General features: G+C 63.5%; 12 protein-coding genes. 1 reads left to right on the plus strand and 11 read right to left on the minus strand.

Annotated features, from left to right (window positions below; translation table 11 throughout):
• The first annotated feature begins 6 nt into the window (after positions 1–6).
• Positions 7–1,035, plus strand: coding sequence for a 4-hydroxy-2-oxovalerate aldolase (gene dmpG / locus F8N80_RS15975; protein ID WP_150784250.1), 1,029 nt, complete (start codon positions 7–9; stop codon positions 1,033–1,035).
• A gap of 173 nt (positions 1,036–1,208) precedes the next feature.
• Here the strand turns inward: dmpG and F8N80_RS15980 are convergent, their stop codons facing one another.
• The 11 genes from F8N80_RS15980 to F8N80_RS16035 form a co-directional block, all read right to left on the minus strand.
• The gene (locus tag F8N80_RS15980; RefSeq protein WP_150784251.1) at positions 1,209–2,042 is read right to left on the minus strand and encodes an SDR family NAD(P)-dependent oxidoreductase; all 834 of its coding nucleotides are present in this window, start codon (positions 2,040–2,042) and stop codon (positions 1,209–1,211) included.
• Between the two features lie 11 nt (positions 2,043–2,053).
• Positions 2,054–2,821 (minus strand): SDR family oxidoreductase, encoded by a 768-nt coding sequence (locus F8N80_RS15985; RefSeq protein ID WP_150784252.1) that lies wholly within the window; start codon positions 2,819–2,821, stop codon positions 2,054–2,056.
• Positions 2,822–3,222: 401 nt separating this feature from the next.
• Positions 3,223–4,458: a helix-turn-helix transcriptional regulator gene (locus F8N80_RS15995; protein ID WP_150744772.1), complete on the minus strand. Its 1,236-nt coding sequence runs from the start codon at positions 4,456–4,458 to the stop codon at positions 3,223–3,225.
• 153 nt (positions 4,459–4,611) lie between these two features.
• Entirely contained in the window at positions 4,612–7,035 is a 2,424-nt protein-coding gene (locus tag F8N80_RS16000) for an efflux RND transporter permease subunit (RefSeq protein ID WP_150784253.1), read from the minus strand.
• A 14-nt stretch (positions 7,036–7,049) separates the two neighbouring features.
• Positions 7,050–8,036 (minus strand): WD40/YVTN/BNR-like repeat-containing protein, encoded by a 987-nt coding sequence (locus F8N80_RS16005; protein ID WP_150784254.1) that lies wholly within the window; start codon positions 8,034–8,036, stop codon positions 7,050–7,052.
• A gap of 332 nt (positions 8,037–8,368) precedes the next feature.
• The gene (locus F8N80_RS16010) at positions 8,369–9,319 is read right to left on the minus strand and encodes a bifunctional OB-fold nucleic acid binding domain-containing protein/MaoC family dehydratase (protein WP_150784255.1); all 951 of its coding nucleotides are present in this window, start codon (positions 9,317–9,319) and stop codon (positions 8,369–8,371) included.
• 4 nt (positions 9,320–9,323) lie between these two features.
• Complete coding sequence (locus tag F8N80_RS16015; protein WP_150744768.1) at positions 9,324–10,535, minus strand: thiolase family protein; 1,212 nt, start codon at positions 10,533–10,535, stop codon at positions 9,324–9,326.
• Positions 10,536–10,628: 93 nt separating this feature from the next.
• Positions 10,629–12,290: a DUF1302 domain-containing protein gene (locus tag F8N80_RS16020; RefSeq protein WP_150744767.1), complete on the minus strand. Its 1,662-nt coding sequence runs from the start codon at positions 12,288–12,290 to the stop codon at positions 10,629–10,631.
• A 67-nt stretch (positions 12,291–12,357) separates the two neighbouring features.
• Positions 12,358–13,443, minus strand: a complete 1,086-nt coding sequence (locus tag F8N80_RS16025; RefSeq protein ID WP_150784256.1) for an MBL fold metallo-hydrolase — start codon at positions 13,441–13,443, stop codon at positions 12,358–12,360.
• Positions 13,436–15,289 (minus strand): long-chain-acyl-CoA synthetase, encoded by a 1,854-nt coding sequence (locus F8N80_RS16030; protein ID WP_150744765.1) that lies wholly within the window; start codon positions 15,287–15,289, stop codon positions 13,436–13,438. Before F8N80_RS16030 ends, F8N80_RS16025 begins: the two co-directional genes overlap by 8 nt.
• Positions 15,286–16,371 (minus strand): alkene reductase, encoded by a 1,086-nt coding sequence (locus F8N80_RS16035; RefSeq protein ID WP_150744764.1) that lies wholly within the window; start codon positions 16,369–16,371, stop codon positions 15,286–15,288. Before F8N80_RS16035 ends, F8N80_RS16030 begins: the two co-directional genes overlap by 4 nt.
• Positions 16,372–16,538: the final 167 nt, after the last annotated feature.

The following is a 16,538-nucleotide window of genomic DNA, read 5'->3' on the forward strand; positions in this document are numbered from 1 at the left end:
CCGACCATGGATCTTCGCGGCAAAAGCATCACCGTTCACGACATGTGCCTGCGCGACGGCATGCACCCCAAGCGTCACCAGATCAGCCTGCAGCAGATGAAAGACATCGCCTGCGGCCTCGACGCGGCCGGCGTGCCGATGATCGAAGTCACCCACGGCGACGGCCTGGGCGGCAGCTCGGTGAACTATGGCTTCCCGGCACACACCGACGAGGAGTACCTGTCGGCGGTGATCCCGCTGATGAAAAAGGCCAAGGTCTCGGCCCTGCTGTTGCCGGGCATCGGCACCGTCGATCACCTGACAATGGCCCATGAACTGGGGGTCAACACCATTCGCGTGGCCACCCATTGCACCGAGGCCGATGTCAGCGAACAGCACATTTCCCACGCCCGTGGCCTGGGCATGGACACCGTCGGTTTCCTGATGATGGCCCACATGAACAGTTCCGAAGGCCTGGTCAAGCAAGGCTTGCTGATGGAAAGCTATGGCGCCAACTGCATCTACCTGACCGACTCGGCGGGCTACCTGCTGCCCCACGACGTCAGCGCCCGCGTGGCGGCAATGCGCGCGGCCCTCAAGCCGGAAACCGAGATCGGCTTTCATGGCCATCACAATCTGTCGATGGGCGTGTCCAACTCCATCGCCGCGATTGCCGCCGGGGCCAACCGTATCGACGCCGCCTGCGCGGGCCTCGGTGCCGGTGCCGGCAACACGCCGATGGAAGTGCTGGTGGCGGTGTGCGACCGCATGGGCATCGAGACCGGTGTCAGCGTGTTCGGCATCCAGGACGTGGCCGAGGATCTGGTGGTGCCGATCATGGACTTCCCGATCCGCAGCGACCGCGATGCATTGACCATGGGCTATGCCGGGGTCTATGGCTCGTTCCTGTTGTTCGCCAAGCGCGCCGAGAAGAAATATGGCGTGTCGGCCCGGGAAATTCTCGTTGAAATGGGCCGTCGCGGTATGGTCGGCGGCCAGGAAGACATGATCGAAGACACCGCCATGACCCTGGCCCGTCAGCGGCGCCAGGCGTAAAGATCCCGTCGCTAGTTCCGACGCATTCGCGGGCAAGCCCGCTCCCACAGGTCCCGTGTCGTACACAGATTTTGTGTACGACACGGAACCTGTGGGAGCGGGCTTGCCCGCGAAGAGGCCATGCCAGTCACCATCTATGGCGACTGACCCACCGTTTTCGCGAGCAAGTTCCGTCAACGCCAGTCGGCAACGATCCCATGCTCCAACGCAAACGGCTGCGCGGCGATGGTCCGGCGTTGAAACCCTGGTGCCTGTTCGGCGGTGGCCAGCCACAGCATCACTGCCGCCGGTACATGGGGCGGAGCACTGCCGGCGCGCAAGGCGATCAGGCCTTTGTCGCCGATGGTGGCCTTGAGCGCTTCGGTGGTGACTACGCCCGGGTTGAGGGTATAGGCGCGCACGCCGGCCTCGCCCAGTTCCGTGGTCAGCACCCCGGACAGTCGCGACACCGCCGCCTTGCCCGCGCCGTAGGCATAACCCCACCCCCCCTTGCCCGCCGCCACCGGTGGGTCGCTTTCGCCAGCGCCGGAGGTGACATTGATCACCACCCCGCCACCGCGCGTCACCATGTGTTCGGCCACCGCCCGAGTCAATAGAAAGGGGGTGAGGATGTAGCCCTGGAACATCCGCTCCAGGGTCTTGGCTTGCAGGTCCATGAACCCGGCGTTGAGGTCACTGCCCTGGTAGATCGCGTTGTTGATCAGCACGTCGATGCGCCCGTATTCGGCCAGCACCGCCTCGCAGGCAGCCAGGGCCGAGGCGCTGTCGAGCAGGTCCATCGGCACCACGAGTACCCGGCAACCGAGTTCGCGTAACGCCTCGGCGGTGCCGTTGAGGCTGCCGGCCAGCGGCGCCCCGGCGGCGTCGCGCAGGGCATGTTCATGTTGTTCACCCTCGTTGAGGGTGCGGGCGCTGATAGCCAGATCGAAACCGGCGCGGGCGAACGCCAGCGCCGCCTCGCGGCCGATACCACGGCTGGCGCCGGTGATGAATGCCACCTTGTTCATATAAACTCCTTTTAGAAGCGCGAGGCGCGGACCATGGCGTCCATACCGCCATCGACGAACACCACGGTGCCATGGACAAACGACGCTTGTGGCGATTGCAGAAAGGCTACCATTGCGGCGATCTCATCAGGGCGCCCGGAGCGGCCCAGAGGCGCGACGAAATCGCGGGTCGCCTGGCCAAAACGCGCATCGTCCAACGAGGCCTGGTGCAAGGGAGTTTCTACCGCACCCGGCGCCACCACGTTCAAACGCAAGCCCAGCTTGCCCCAGCTCACGGCCAGGCTGCGGACATGGTGGCTGATGGCGTATTTGGAGGCGGCATAGGCGACGTGAGGCTGGCCGTGGGTGTTGGCCAACTCCATCGCCTGGTCTTCATCGCCTGCGAGCATCGCGTCAATCATCGGCTGGCCGTCGGCCCCCGAATGCGTCGCCGCCACCGAGCCGATCACCAGCGCCGCCGGTTGCTGGCCCCTGGCCAACGCCCCTTGCAGGCCATCGAGCAACTGGCTGACGCCAAAATAATTGACCGCCGGGATCAGGCTGCAAGTCGGCGCCGTGACACCGACCCCGGCGCAGCAGATCAGCCCGTCGAGGACCCCGCCACTGAGTTCAAGCACTTGCGTGATGGCCGCGTCACGCCCCTGTGGGGTGGACAGGTCCGCGACCACTTCGGCGTTGCTGCGATCGATACCGATGACCTGGTGCCCGGCGGCGCGCATGGCCGCGGATACCGCGGCGCCGATTCCCGAGGCACTGCCGGTGATGGCTGTAATAGGCATTGTGGTTCTCCGTGATTGGTCCGCCCAGTATCGACAGGGCAATCACGCGCCGGCATCGTCTGTGCGGACTACGTGTAGGAGCGAGCGGGCGGCGTTCCGACTTGCCCGCGAACCAGACGCCGCGGTGTATCTGTTGCACCGCGTTATCGTTCTTCGCCTGTAGGAGCGAGGCTTGCCCGCGAACCAGACGCCGCGGTGTATCTGTTGCACCGCGTTATCGTTCTTCGCCTGTAGGAGCGAGGCTTGCCCGCGAACCAGACGCCGCGGTATATCTGTTGCACCGCGTTATCGTTCTTCGCCGGCAAGCCTGGCTCCTACAGGCGAACCAGACGCCGCGGTGTATCTGTCATACCGCGTTATCGTTCTTCGCCGGCAAGCCTGGCTCCTACAGCGAACCGGACTCAGGCCTGGCGATAGACAGGCACGGCCAGTTGCAGCGGCGGAACCTTGATTTTCTCGGCCGCTTTCAACGCGAGCTTGGGTTTGCCCAAGGCCACCACGCTGTTGAGCATGATGCGCACCAGCTCGGTCTGGCGTCGCACACCGGTCTTGGAGAAGATCGAGCGCAAGTGCGCCCGCGCGGTGTTACGCCGGATATTCAAGACCTCGGCAGCTTCCTCCAGGGACAAGCCGTTGGCCAGTTCCATGGCCAGGGCGGTTTCGGCCTTGGTCAGGTTGAACAGCTGCTTGGTCACCACTTCACTGGCCAGGGATTTGCTCGACGCATCGCGGATGTACACCAGCGCCGCCGGCTGGCCCTTCTCTTCGGCCCAGTCCAGGGACGGAATCGATTCGACCACCACACCGAGGTTGACCAGCCCTGAAGGCCGTGTCACCGACATGGCCTCGGCGCTTTTCGGGGCATCCGGGCTGAACGCGCCGCGAATCAAGCGTTGCAGTTCACGATTGTCGCTGGGGTACGTTGCCTCCAGGTGCCCGCCCACCAGTTTCAGGCCGTCGGAACGGGCCAGGATTTCCTGGGCCACCGGATTGATCTGCAATACGCTGCCGCTCTCGTCGAGCACCAGGGTCGCCACCGATAACCGGCTGATGGCCTGGGAGTACAGCCCGCTCAGCGATTCGCTGCGGTCCAGCAGGTTATGCAACTGCGAGGCACGACGCAGGTGTGGCAGGAAACTGGCGCACAGCGCCCGCTCGTTGGCAGAGAAGTTGGGGGCCCGTTTGGGGCGGGTGACGCGAAAGCGCAGTTTGCCGCCGTCCGGGGTGGAAATGTCCGCGCACATCACGTGATACACATCGTTGGGACCGCAGAATGCCTTGAAGTAGCCGCAGTTTTCCCACTCAGTCGGGCTCATGATGTCATCGACGGTGAACACCTTGTCCAGTGGCTGGTTGGCGAACGGCGTATTGGCCTGCGGGTAGGTCATGTAGCAGATGTCGCCGGCGCCTTCGAGATCGCCGACAAGGATCATCAGGCCCGTATCGGGTTGGTCCGGCACCCGCAGGATCAAGGTGACGAAATTGGCATCGTAGAGTTTGAGAAAGCTTCTGAGGGCGTGGGCCATCAGTTTCGGATCGAGGGCGCCTTCGTAGATTTCGCCCACCAACTCGTTGTAGCGCGTGAGGTCCAGGCCAAGGCTCGCCAGGGCGTCAGCGGTCAAGACACCATTTTGCATAGTCTTCTCCTCGCTCGGGTAAGGACGGTGCCCTCCCTTGTTATTTTTATAATTTTGGCTATTGGCCTGCGGCCCCCCTGCGACAGGGGAGCGCGCCTCAGTGTCCCTGTCGCCTGCGTACTCCACAATAGGCCCGACAGGTTTATTTTTTCGCTATTGAGAATCACGCGCAGCCGGGCTGTTTTTCAGCTGGAACCGACCTTGTGGTGCCGCGTGCCGGGGTGCCCGTACGCTGACCAACGGTCGCCCGCGATTGAACCAGGCGGCCAGCGCCGGCAAGAGGAAAATCGCCCCCAGCACGTTGACCAGGAACATGAACGACAGCAACACCCCCATGTCAGCCTGGAACTTCAGCGGCGCGAAGGCCCAGGTGCAGACGCCAATGGACATGGTCACGGCTGTGAATACCGCCGCGGTGCCGCGTTGGCACATGGCCTCGTAGAACGCCTCACGCAGATTGGATCCGCGTAGCATTTCATGCTGGATGCGCTCGTACAGATAAATGCCGTAGTCGACGCCCACGCCCACCCCCAACGCCATCACCGGCAAGGTGGCGACCTTCAGGCCGATCCCGAGCAGGGTCATGAGGGCGTTGCACAGAATCGCGACGATCGCCAGTGGCACCAGAATGCACAGCACCGCGCGGATCGACAGGAAGGTCAGCCAGCAAAACAGCGCCACTGAACCGAACAGCGCCCCCAGCATGATGATTTCGGCACGCTTGACCGCCTCGTTGGAGGCCGCCATCACCCCGACATTGCCACCGGCCAGAAGGAATTCGACTTGCGGCGAACTGACCTCGGCAATGATCCGCCGGGCTTCAGTGATCGTATGGCTGACCGTGCTGCCTTCGTGGTCGGCCAGGAACACCAGGATCTGCATCTGTTGGCAGCCGTCGGTGACCAGTCCGTCATCCGGCACATAGGCCCGCGCACCCTGACTCAGGCCACGGGGCGATCCCGGAATCGCCGCCCAGCGTGGATTGCCTTCGTTATTGCCGGCGATCACCCGCTTGCCCATGTCCGCCACACTCTGGATCGACTGCACGCCAGAAACCGTGCGCATGCGGAAATCGAAGGCTTCCACCGCACGCATCACGGTGGGCGACAGGCAGCCTTCTTCGACGCCCTTGACCTGGACGAACACCGACATCACATCGAGCCCGATGGAATAGCTGTTGATGATCTTGTCGTTGTCCTGGTTATAGCGAGAATCGGCCCGCAGCTCCGGCGCACCCGCACCGATATCGCCCACCGCCAGGTCGCGAGCCTTGTAGGCCCCGGCCGCCAGCAGCAACAGACTGATGGCGAATACCCCGAGGGCCGGGCCCGGTTCGGCCAGCGCCGACAGGCGCCACCACAGGAGGTGCCTGCCCGCAGGACGGGATTGCGCCCGACGCAACAGCGCAGGTTCCAGGTGCAGGTAGGAAATGATGATGGGCAGCATCAGTTTGTTGGTGATGATCATCAGCATCACGCCGATGCAGGCCGTCACCCCCAGTTCGTGGACGATGGGAATGTCGATCAGCATGATCACCCCGAAGCCCAGGGCGTTCATCAGCAAGGCCAGGGACCCGGGGATGAAAATCTTGCAGAACGCCGAACGCGCCGCTTCCCTGGAACTGCTGCCGGCCAGCACATCCTGCTTCCAGGCGTTGGTCATCTGCACCGCATGGGACACGCCGATGGAGAAGATCAGGAACGGCACCAGGATCGACATCGGATCGATGCCCATGCCCAACAGCGGCAACAGGCCCAGCAGCCAGACCACCGGCAGCAACGCCACCGACAGCGCCACCACGGTCAGGCGCAGGGAGCGCGAATACAGCCACAGCAGCAAGCCGGTGATTATGAAGGCCACGATAAAGAAGCCGATCACCGTGTTCAGCCCTTCGACCACATCGCCCACCAGTTTGGCGAAGCCGACGATGTTGATCTCGATATCGGGACTGTTGTACTTGGCGCGGATTTCTTCCAGGCGCTTGGCGATGTCGACATAGGACACCGGCTGGCCGGTCTTGGGGTCGGTGTCCTGCAGGTCGGCGCGGACCATGGCTGACCTCAGGTCATTGGCCACCAGCCGGCCTACTTGCCCGGAGGCCGCCGTGTTGCTGCGCACCTGTGCCAGGTCCTCGGGGGTGCCGCTAAAGCGCGGTGGCACCACCACGTCACCAAAAAAACCTTCCTCGGTAATTTCGATGTAGCGCACGTTGGCGGTAAACAGCGACGTCACGCTGGGGCGGCTGACCCCGGAAATGAAAAACACGTCGTCGGTGACTTTGCGCAGGGTGTCGAGGTACTCGGTGTTATAGATATCACCCTCGCCTTTCCAGCGCACGCTGACCAGAAGGCGGTTGGCACCGGTGAAGTAGCGGCTGAACTCGAGAAAGTTGACCATGTAGGGATGGGTCACCGGGATCTGTTTATTGAACCCCGGATCCAGTTGCGTGTGGGTGGCGCTGTAGCCCAGGCCCAGCGTCACCAGGACGAACAGCAACAGCAGTCCCTTGCGCCAGGCCATCAGGTGGTCGGCACACGTTTCGACGCAGCGCGTCACCCAGTGTTTACCTTGATTCATTGCCTGCCTCTCATTCACTGGGTGGCCTGTTTGGCCACTAGGGCAGCAACGCTGCCACCTGATCCCTGCAATACTCCGCGCTCGCCACCCACCAGCAGGCGCGAGCCAACCATCGTCGCCGAGGTCAACGTACCGAGCCCGGCCAGGCGTTCGACACCCACCAGCGCGCCCTGTGCATCCAGACGTACCACCGAGCTGCCGGCACCGACGATCACCAGCCCCGAGTGATCGGGGAGCACCACATGGCCGTACAACGGCAGCTGGTTGCCCAGGTTGATCTGGGTCCAGCTATCGCCGAAGTCGTGGCTGACGAATACATGCCCGCGCATGCCGTAGGTCACCCAGTTATCCGCGCTCAGGCGCACGATGCCGAACAGCGAGCCGCTGTAGAACGCCGGCAAGGTCTGCCAGTGCTGGCCGGCGTCGGCCGTGCGCAGCACCAGGCCCTGTTCGCCCACCAGCATGCGCCGGCCATCGTCGCCACCGGCCATGCTGTTCAGGTGCGCGCTGTCGATGTCCAGGGACTGCGGCGTCCAGGTCTGCCCGGCATCGACGGATTGATAGAACTTGCCGAAGCTGCCGAACGCCATGATGCTGTCGCCGCCGCCGGTCCAGATCCCCAGCAGCGGTTCGCCCAGGTCGCTGTCGTAGCGCATTTCCTGCCAATTGCTGCCTGAGTCCAGGGAGCGCAGGATCCAGCCGTCATGCCCGACGGCCAGCAAGCGTTTGTCGTCCAGCGCCACCACGGCAGTCAGGGTGGCATTACGTTGCGTGGCAACGCTGGCTGGCTGCCAACTGACGCCCTGATCATCACTGAGCAGGATGCTGCCCCGCTCGCCCACGGCGACCACGCGCGAGCCAAGATTGAGCAGGCCATTGACCTGCACCCGGTCCGGGCGTGTGGCCAACAGTTCCGCTTGCGGTGGGGATTTGGGGGAAAAGGTGTAGCCGATGGTCAAGGCGACCACCAGGCAAACCGCATAGCCGATCACAGAGCGCATGAGCAACGCTCCTGTTCGGGGTACGCGTGCATAGGGCAAGTCATAGGGCCGATCCTCTTGTTCTTGTCAGGCGCCAGGGCATGCGAGGCAATCGAGATGGGTTGCCTCTGAGGGCATAGTCGGGGCAAGGCTTGGGTGACACATCGTCCAAATGGCTTATGCAATGGCGCAAATGGCACAGGACGGGGGATGTGTGGTGTTCCGGATATAGGTGTGCGACACAACCCCCTGTAGGAGCCAGGCTTGCCGGCGAAGAACGATAACGCGGTGCAACAGGTACACCGCGTTATCGTTCTTCGCCGGCAAGCCTGGCTCCTACAGGGGCGGGGGGATCAGGCGATGTACAGGATCACCAGGTCGTTGATCACCGACGGCCGGTCCTGGCCCACCACATGGGTGGTCAGTTCCAGGGTCATCTGGGTGCCACGGGCCGACAGCTCGACTTTTTTCACCCGCGCCCGCGAATGGATGCGCGAGCCGGCCGGCACAGGCGCCGGGAAGCGCAGGCGATCGGAGCCGTAGTTGATCTGGGTGGTGTAGCCGCTGACCTCGAAGCCCAGCGCCATTTTCATCCGCGACTGCAGCACCTGGACCAGCGCGCCGTGGGCGATGGTGCCGCCGAACGGACTTTGCAGGCGCGCCCGCTCCGGATCGGTATGGATCCAGTAATCGTCGCCCGACAACAGGGCAAAGGCGTCGATCAGTGCCTGGTCGACCACCACCACGTTGCTCCAGTCGCTGTACTGCTCGCTGACCAGGGCCTGCAAGGCCGGCCCATCGTTGAGGTCGATCTGCCGGACGGGCGGTTGCTGGGACGCAACAGGTGCCGGTTCGCTGTCCTGTGCGGGCAGCGACTCAAGGCTCGCCGCATCCTTGTCCACCCCGGTGAAGCGCAGCAGGCGGTTGCCCTTGGCGTCGACTTCGGCGAACACCGGCTGCAAGGGCATACCGATGCGGATTTCGTCTTCCTCAAGGCCTACCAGGTTGGTGTTGATGCGCACCCCTTGGGCCAACTCGACCACCGCCAGTTTCTGCGGCATCTCATCAAGAAAGTCGGGCAAGGTGGCAATGCGCGTCACGGTGTAGCTGTACAGCGTCGCGGTGCCGTCGACTTCGCGCCAGGCCAGGTCATGTTCCAGGCACACCGTGCAATGCCGGCGCGGGTAGAAGTTCCAGTGCGCACAGGCGTTGCATTGCTGGATCAACAGGCGGCGAGCCTTCAGGCCCTCCCAGAACGGTGCGGAGATCTGCGTTGGCACCGGCATCGGTTTATTGTTGGACATGTGCTTATGCTCCCTGAAGTATCAATGCGCCCTGCTCGCTCATCACGCCGCCGGTACCGGAGACGTAGACGCTGTCGCAGCGCCCCAGTTGGCGCTCACCGGCAGTGCCGGCGATCTGCGTCACCGCCTCGATCACCTGGCTCATGCCACCGGCCGAGGCCGACTGGCCGAAACTGAGTTGCCCGCCATGGGTGTTCATCGGGAAATCGCCACGCCAGGTCAGGTCGTGTTCGCGCACGAACGCCATGCCCTCGCCCTTGCCACAGAAACCGGCATCTTCCAGGGTCAGCAAGGTGGTGATGGTGTAGCAGTCGTAGATCTGCGCCGCATCGACGTCCTTGGGCTTGAGCCCGGCCATGGCAAAGGCCCGTTGGGAAGCCGGACCAATCGGCGTGTTCAGCATGTCCTCGGCATAGGACGGCGACTTGAACGCCAGGTGTTCGCCAAACCCGGTAATGAACGCCGGACGCTTGCGGGCCCGCGCCGCCACTTCCTTGTTGGTGATGATCATCGCGGCGCCACCGGCCACCGGCATGACGATTTCCAGGACGTGCAGCGGGTCGGCGACCATTCTGCTGGCCAGTACCTGTTCGATGGTCAACGGCTGGCCGTAGAACATCGCTTGCGGATTGGCCAGGGCGTTGGTGCGCTGGTCGACCGCGATCTTGGCCATCGCCCGCTGGTCGTAGTCGTACTGTGCGGCGTAACGCTGGGCGATCATCGCGTAGCCGGTGTTCTGGCCCATGTGCCCGTAAGGCAGGTCGAACTCGGCTTCGGGCGCGCCGAATGCCGTGCTGTGTCCACCGAAACGCATGGACCGGGCCATCCAGCCGGCGTCCTCGTCAGGGCCCAACGGCGCCATGCGTGCCGGGATGACACACAGCACGGCCTGGCACAGCCCCAGTTCGATGGCCGCGGCGGCGCGCCAGACCATGCCCACCGACGTGCAGCCGCCCAGGTCGACCACTTCGGCGAAGTTCAGGCGCAGTCCCAGGTACTCGGCGGCCATCGCCGGGACGAACACCGAGGCTTCGTGAAAATGCGGACCGTTGATCACCAGCCCGTCGAGGTCCGAGGCCTTGAGCCCGGCATCGCGCAGGGCCTGGGCCGCCAGGTCGGCGACTTGCTCAAGGTGAAACATCTTGGGCGCGGTCGAATACTTCTCCGGCTTGTACTGTGCGGTGCCAACAATGGCCGCATGCCCTTTGAGTCCCATAGTGCCTCCATGCCGAAGCGTTACGCTGCGGCCATTTCCAGATTGTGTTGTAGGTACGGGCGCACCAGAGTGACCCGGACTTTGAGTGGTCGATCAGAAGGTGTATTTCATCGAGAACGTGGCGTAGTCGCGGTCGGCGAACGGACGATGGACCGGGTCCGCGTCACCCAGGTAGCTGATGTACCTCAAGCCGAGTTCCAGATTGCCCAGGTACTTGAACGTAGTGCCCATACTCAGGCGTCGGTCACCTTGCACGCCGGAGATGCTGCCGGCCATGGGCGTTGAGCCGCTGAAGACGTTGGAGAAACTGAAGGGGACTTCCAGATCCCAGCCTTGGAAAACGCCCGGATAACTGAACGATGCGCCCAGGGTGTAGGCGCTGGAAGACTTGGTGCGAAAGCCCGCGGCTGTGCTGTAGGTATAGTCATCGGAAGACGCCACTAGAGGTGCCAGGGAGGGCAGCAGGTTCACGCCTTGCAGGTTGGGCGCCGCCGAAGTGGATTCGACGCTGTCGACCTGCACACGGATGATTTCGGCAGTCAGGGCGGTCTGGCTGGCCCAGGGACGGTCCCCCAGGATACGGATCGCCGACAGCTGCATTTGCTGGCCCTTGCCCTTGGACGGCACCGCGCCAAGGCCGGTATTGACCATCACTGGCGCACCGTCGCGGTACGACCATTCGGCGCCGACCTGGGTGTCGCCGATCTTGGTCGAGGCGCTGATGCCGGTCAGCTTGATGTCTTCGAAGTACTTGATCCGGTAACCATTGCTGACGAAGGCGTTGAGGCCACCGCCCACCGGCAGCGGGTCGTAGCCCACCAGAGCGGTGGCCGGGTTCTTGTCGTGGTAGTTGACGTGGAACAACGACAGCTCGATGGCCGGTACCGGGCGGTAGCGCACCTGCACGCCCCACTGGCCGCTATCGCGCGGTTCGTCGGTGCCGCGGTAAGCGATCTTCTGGCCGTTGGCGTAGATGAACTCGCGACCGGGGCCGACCACGTCACTGCTCGACAGGTAGCTGCCGACTGGCGGTAGTTCGGTGCCCTTCCATTCGTATTGCACGTAGGCACCGAAGGTCAGCTGGGGGTTCAGTCGGAACGAGCCGGAGAACTGACCCACCGGCAACAATATTTCCTTGACTTCAACACCCGGCTGGGACGCTTTTACCGCGTCGGACGGGTTCTGTACGCCGTTCACACCCGGGTAGAACAAACTTTCGCCCCAGGATTCGATGTGCCGCCCGGCCTTGACGTCGAGCATGGTGTCGTTGTCAAAGCGCCAGCCGCTGAACACATACGCATCCAGTATTTTGCTACGACCGCCGCTGTAGTAGCGGGTATCGCTGGTGAACTCGTCGTTGCTGCCGCTTTTGTTCACGGTGGCGGGCGAATCGTTATCGTTCTCGCGATGGTAGACGTCGTCGTAGAAGGTACTGCCGCGCACCACGGCGCCGTAGTTATCCTTGCGCAGGATCATTTCTCCCAGCGCGCCCACGCGGTTGGTGGTCAGGCTGCCACTATCGAAGTTGCGGTTGGCGTCGTCGGCGTTGACCGTCAGCAAGCGATCGCTCTGGCTGCCGGTGCGCACACCAATGCCGTAACTGGTAGTCACCGACCAGTCGATGGTCGCGCCGTTGTCGAACTCGAACGTATCACCAGCCCACACCGGTGTGGACACCAGCGCAATGGCCGCCGCCAGGCTGGTGACCTGAAACGCGCTCGAACCCATGACCTTAGAATTATTTTTGTTGATCACACTGATTCTCCTCAATGACAACCGGTTGGCTGCCTGGAATGTTCAACACTGCTGCCGTGCCGTCCGCTCAAAACACGTTGAGCGGTGTAACCGCGCACGCTCCCCTTACAGCACGCCGGTAGCGATAGCGCCCCCGGTCCTCTTCAAGCTCCAGCGACCCTTCGGCCACCAGGTAGTTGGCATGGGCCAACGTTTCGCCCAGCGCCATCAGTTCGTCGAAACGACCTGACAGCTTGGGAAACAACACGGCCATCAGCTCGAGCACGGTGCGCGGCTCGTCACAGTTGGCCAGCATCAGCGCCAGATGCCCGCGGTGATGGGCCTCCAGCTGATCCAGGCGTTGATGCAAATTGAAGAACGGCCGCTCATGCGCCGGCAGCACCAGCACGCTGTCGGGCACGCTGCGCAGATGCTCGATGGAATCGAGCCAGTCGCGCAGCGGGTTGGCCAACGGCTCCGTGGCATGCACGCCAACGGTGGAGGTGATGCGCGGCAGCACCTGGTCGCCGGAGATCAGCAAGCCGTCATCCGCGGCATACAGACAGGCATGTTCCGGCGAGTGGCCGCGCCCGATGACCACCTGCCAGGTGCGGCCACCGATATTCAGGAGGCTGCCCTCGCGCAAACGGCGGTAATGGTTCAGTGGCGCAGGCAGAAAATGGGCGTTGCTCATCACCGCGAACATCTCGCTGCTTTGCTCATCGGCCACGCCGGCCTTACGGTAGAAGTCGAGAAAGTCCCAGCCCGGCGGTTGATCGGCGGGAAACCTGACGTGCAACGACTGGAACTCGCTGGCGGTCATGTACACCGGGCAGTGAAAACGCTCGCTGAGCCAGGCGGCCACCCCGGCATGGTCGGAGTGAAAGTGGGTGCAGACCACCGCCAGCAGCGGCAAGCCAGCACACACCTCGCTCAGCACCCGGTCCCAGACTTCACGGGTTTGCGCGGTGTTCATGCCGGTGTCCACCACCACCCAGCCATCGGTGTGACGCAGCAGATAGAGGTTGATGTGGTCCAGGCGAAACGGCAGCGGCATGCGCAGCCACCACACACCCGGCGCCACTTCGCGCACTGCTCCCGACTCAGGTGCTTGCGGCCAGGGGTAACGCAGGCCGCCGCGCAGTTCGTGACCGTTGGCGTCGAGATCAGCCATGGTCGACCACCGCGAAAGGCGTCAGACCGGCCCGCGTCAGGGCCTCTACCGAATAAGGCACATAGGTGCGGGCTTGCTCGTCGCGGATGAACAGCGGATCGTTGCAACGGGTTGGGCAGTAGCCCTGGCGCTGCAGATCCACCTTGCGCAGCTTGAAGCTGGCCGTCAGGTCTGCCGACTGGGTGACCCGTACGAACACCGGGGCCGCATAGCGCGGCAGGCGCGCTTCGGTGAGGGCGTACAGGGCGGCCGGATCAAACGCCTGGCCCGCCTGCATCAGCACGGCGGCCATGCCGGCGCGGCCTTCATGGACCGGCACCTGGACGCCATAGATGTTGATCAATTCCAGGCCCGACAGATCGCCCAGGGCGTCCGCCACTTCCAGCGTCGAAACGTTCTCGCTCTTCCAGCGATAGGTATCGCCGATGCGGTCGACGAAGTAGCAGTAACCGTCGGCATCCTCGCGCAGCAAGTCGCCGGAACTCCAGTAGGCATCGCCCTCGCGAAACACATTGCGGCGGATTTTGCTCTCGGTGGCCTCGCTTGAGGTGTAGCCCTCGAAACGTCCGCCACCGATCTCAGGGTGATCGACGATAAAGCCCATCGCCTCGCCAATCTCGCCCACTTTGCAGACTTGGTAGTAACCGTTTTCGTCCCGTGGGTGGCAGTCGTTTTCGATGTCGTACCGCACCAGCCGCAGGTTGGTTTTGTTCCAGTCCGGCACCCGGCCGCAGGAACCGAAATAGTTGTCGACGTTGATCACCGTGGTATTGGCCTCGGTGGCGCCCCAACCCTCGAACACCTGGATCGGACCAAAGCGCTCCAGCCAGCGCTGCCAGGAATCCGGCGACAGCCCGGCACCGAGCATGCAGCGCAGGCTGTGCTCGCGCTCACCCTCTTGCACCGGCTGATTGAGCAGGTAGCGGCAGATCTCACCGATGTACTGGAAGATGCTGATCTGGTGACGCGCGACGTCTTTCCAGAACTCTCGCACGCTGAACTTGCGGCGCACCACGATGGCGGCACCCACCCGCAGCGCGGTGGAGGTCACCGACGTGGCAGCGGCGCCGTGGTACAGCGGCAGGCAGCAATAGAACACATCCTCGCAAGTGGCTTGCAGGGTGGTTTCCATCACGTCGCCCGAGGACATCCAGCGCATGTGGCTGTAGCGCGCCGCCTTGGGCAAGCCGGTGGTGCCCGAGGTGAAGATCAGAAGGGTCGGAGCTTGCGCTTCGATGTGCGCGCGGATATCGCGGGGAAACGGCGTGCGCGGGGCTTTCTCCAGGCGCGCATCGAAATGCCCGTCGACACCCTTGGGCAGCGGTCCGGTCCAGGGATTTTCCGCGTCGCGTATCAGCCAGCATGGCAAGTCCGGAAAGCCTTCGGTGGCCTGCACATTGGCCAGGCATTCTTCGCCGATCACCAACGCCTTGGCTTCGGTGGTTTGCAACGCATGCAGCAACGGGCGGCCGCTGACCTGGGTATTGATGAACGCCACCACCACCCCGAGCTTGACCAGGCCGAACCAGGTGCAGAAAAACGCCGGGCGGTTTTCCATGGCCAGGGCACAGACATCGCCGGCGCGCAGGCCATTGGCGTAGAAAGTGTGGGCCATCTGATTGGCCCGCGCATCGACCTCAAAGTAGCTCAGGGTCTGCTCGCCGTAGATCAGGAACGGGCGTTCGCCCTGTTCATGTGCCTGATGTTCCAGGCGGTCGGCCAGGGTGTAGAGGTCGCCCGGCTTGATCTTCCCGGCAGCGGCAGCGCGCTGGTCGAGCAGCGCCTGTGTCTGCTCCCGCGGTACCGGGTGGGTCGGCAGGACGTTGGGCAAGTCGTTCAGGTTCATTGTGCCACCTCCTGGGCAATGGCTTGATAGGCGGGGTAATCCGAGTAGCCGATCGAACCCGGCGTATACAGCGTCTTGCGATCGAAGCGATTCAGTGGCAGGCCACGCTTGAGGCGCTCCACCAGATCGGGGTTGGCAATAAAGTGACGGGCAAACGACACGGCAGCCCCCTCGCCCGACGCGAGAGCGGCACTGGCCGAAGGACCGTCGAAACCATCGTTGAGAATCAAGGCATGGGGGCTGTGTTGACGCGCCAGGGCGAAGGCATTGAGGTCTGCCAGTGGCGAGCGCATGATGTGCAGATAAGCCAGGCCCAACGGCGCTACGGCTTCACACAAGGCGGCCGCCGTGGCAGCCGGATCCTGGTCGTCGATGTCGTTGTAGGGGTTACCGGGACACAGGCGAAAGCCGACGCGTCCGGCGCCGATCGCGCCGGCCATGGCCTCGATCACTTCCTTGGCGAAACGCACCCGGCCGGTCACATCGCCGCCGTAGGCATCGTTGCGCTGATTGCTGCCAGAGGCCATGAATTGCATCGGCAGATAACCGCTGGTGCAGTGCAGCTCGACACCGTCGAAGCCTGCCAGGCGCGCATTCAATGCGGCTTGGCGATAGTCTTCGATCGCCTCGTCGATACCCTGAAGGGTCAGCGCCTGTGGCTCGTCGGTATCGACCAGGCCCGCGGCGTCACTGAACACCTGGGTCCGCGCACGCAGGGCCGAAGGTGCCACCGTCGCAGCGCCTGCCGGTTTGTTGTGCTGGCTGGCGGCGCGGCCGACGTGCATCAGTTGCAGGACGATGCAGCCGCCCTCGGCATGCACGGCCTCGGTGACCCGCCGCCAGCCGGCGATCTGCTCGCTGCTGTAGATCGCCGGGGTGCGGCAATAGCCCAGGCCGCTGGCGGACGGGGCGGTGCCCTCGGCCACGATCAACCCGGCACTGGCACGCTGACGGTAGTACTCGACCATCTCGCTACCGGGTACTGCATCGGCAAGGGCGCGGCTGCGGGTCATGGGCGCCATGACAATGCGGTTGGCCAATTGAAGCTCGCCCAGGGTGACCGGCTCGAACAAGACGCTCATTTCAATTCCTCAGCTTCTTTGTTTTCAGGCTGTCGCAGGGCTTGCCACAGCTTGGGCAAGTGCTGACATACCAGCGGATATGAGCTGAATGATTGACTGTGGGCGCGAGCGAAACATCGTCCGACAAGACTAGGTTCGCTATCGACAGGACGATCCCGGCACCGCAT

Origin of the sequence: Pseudomonas fluorescens (assembly GCF_902497995.1) — a bacterium.
Classification (GTDB): domain Bacteria; phylum Pseudomonadota; class Gammaproteobacteria; order Pseudomonadales; family Pseudomonadaceae; genus Aquipseudomonas; species Aquipseudomonas fluorescens_BK.

What these genes read in the sequence shown, in the direction of transcription:
- F8N80_RS15995 (WP_150744772.1), bottom strand. Translation starts at nt 4,458, where the DNA reads ATGCAAAATGGTGTCTTGACCGCTGACGCCCTGGCGAGCCTTGGCCTG.
- F8N80_RS16000 (WP_150784253.1), bottom strand. Translation starts at nt 7,035, where the DNA reads ATGAATCAAGGTAAACACTGGGTGACGCGCTGCGTCGAAACGTGTGCC.
- F8N80_RS16015 (WP_150744768.1), bottom strand. Translation starts at nt 10,535, where the DNA reads ATGGGACTCAAAGGGCATGCGGCCATTGTTGGCACCGCACAGTACAAG.
- F8N80_RS16035 (WP_150744764.1), bottom strand. Translation starts at nt 16,371, where the DNA reads ATGAGCGTCTTGTTCGAGCCGGTCACCCTGGGCGAGCTTCAATTGGCC.
- dmpG (WP_150784250.1), top strand. Translation starts at nt 7, where the DNA reads ATGGATCTTCGCGGCAAAAGCATCACCGTTCACGACATGTGCCTGCGC.
- F8N80_RS16010 (WP_150784255.1), bottom strand. Translation starts at nt 9,319, where the DNA reads ATGTCCAACAATAAACCGATGCCGGTGCCAACGCAGATCTCCGCACCG.
- F8N80_RS15985 (WP_150784252.1), bottom strand. Translation starts at nt 2,821, where the DNA reads ATGCCTATTACAGCCATCACCGGCAGTGCCTCGGGAATCGGCGCCGCG.
- F8N80_RS15980 (WP_150784251.1), bottom strand. Translation starts at nt 2,042, where the DNA reads ATGAACAAGGTGGCATTCATCACCGGCGCCAGCCGTGGTATCGGCCGC.
- F8N80_RS16030 (WP_150744765.1), bottom strand. Translation starts at nt 15,289, where the DNA reads ATGAACCTGAACGACTTGCCCAACGTCCTGCCGACCCACCCGGTACCG.
- F8N80_RS16005 (WP_150784254.1), bottom strand. Translation starts at nt 8,036, where the DNA reads ATGCGCTCTGTGATCGGCTATGCGGTTTGCCTGGTGGTCGCCTTGACC.
- F8N80_RS16025 (WP_150784256.1), bottom strand. Translation starts at nt 13,443, where the DNA reads ATGGCTGATCTCGACGCCAACGGTCACGAACTGCGCGGCGGCCTGCGT.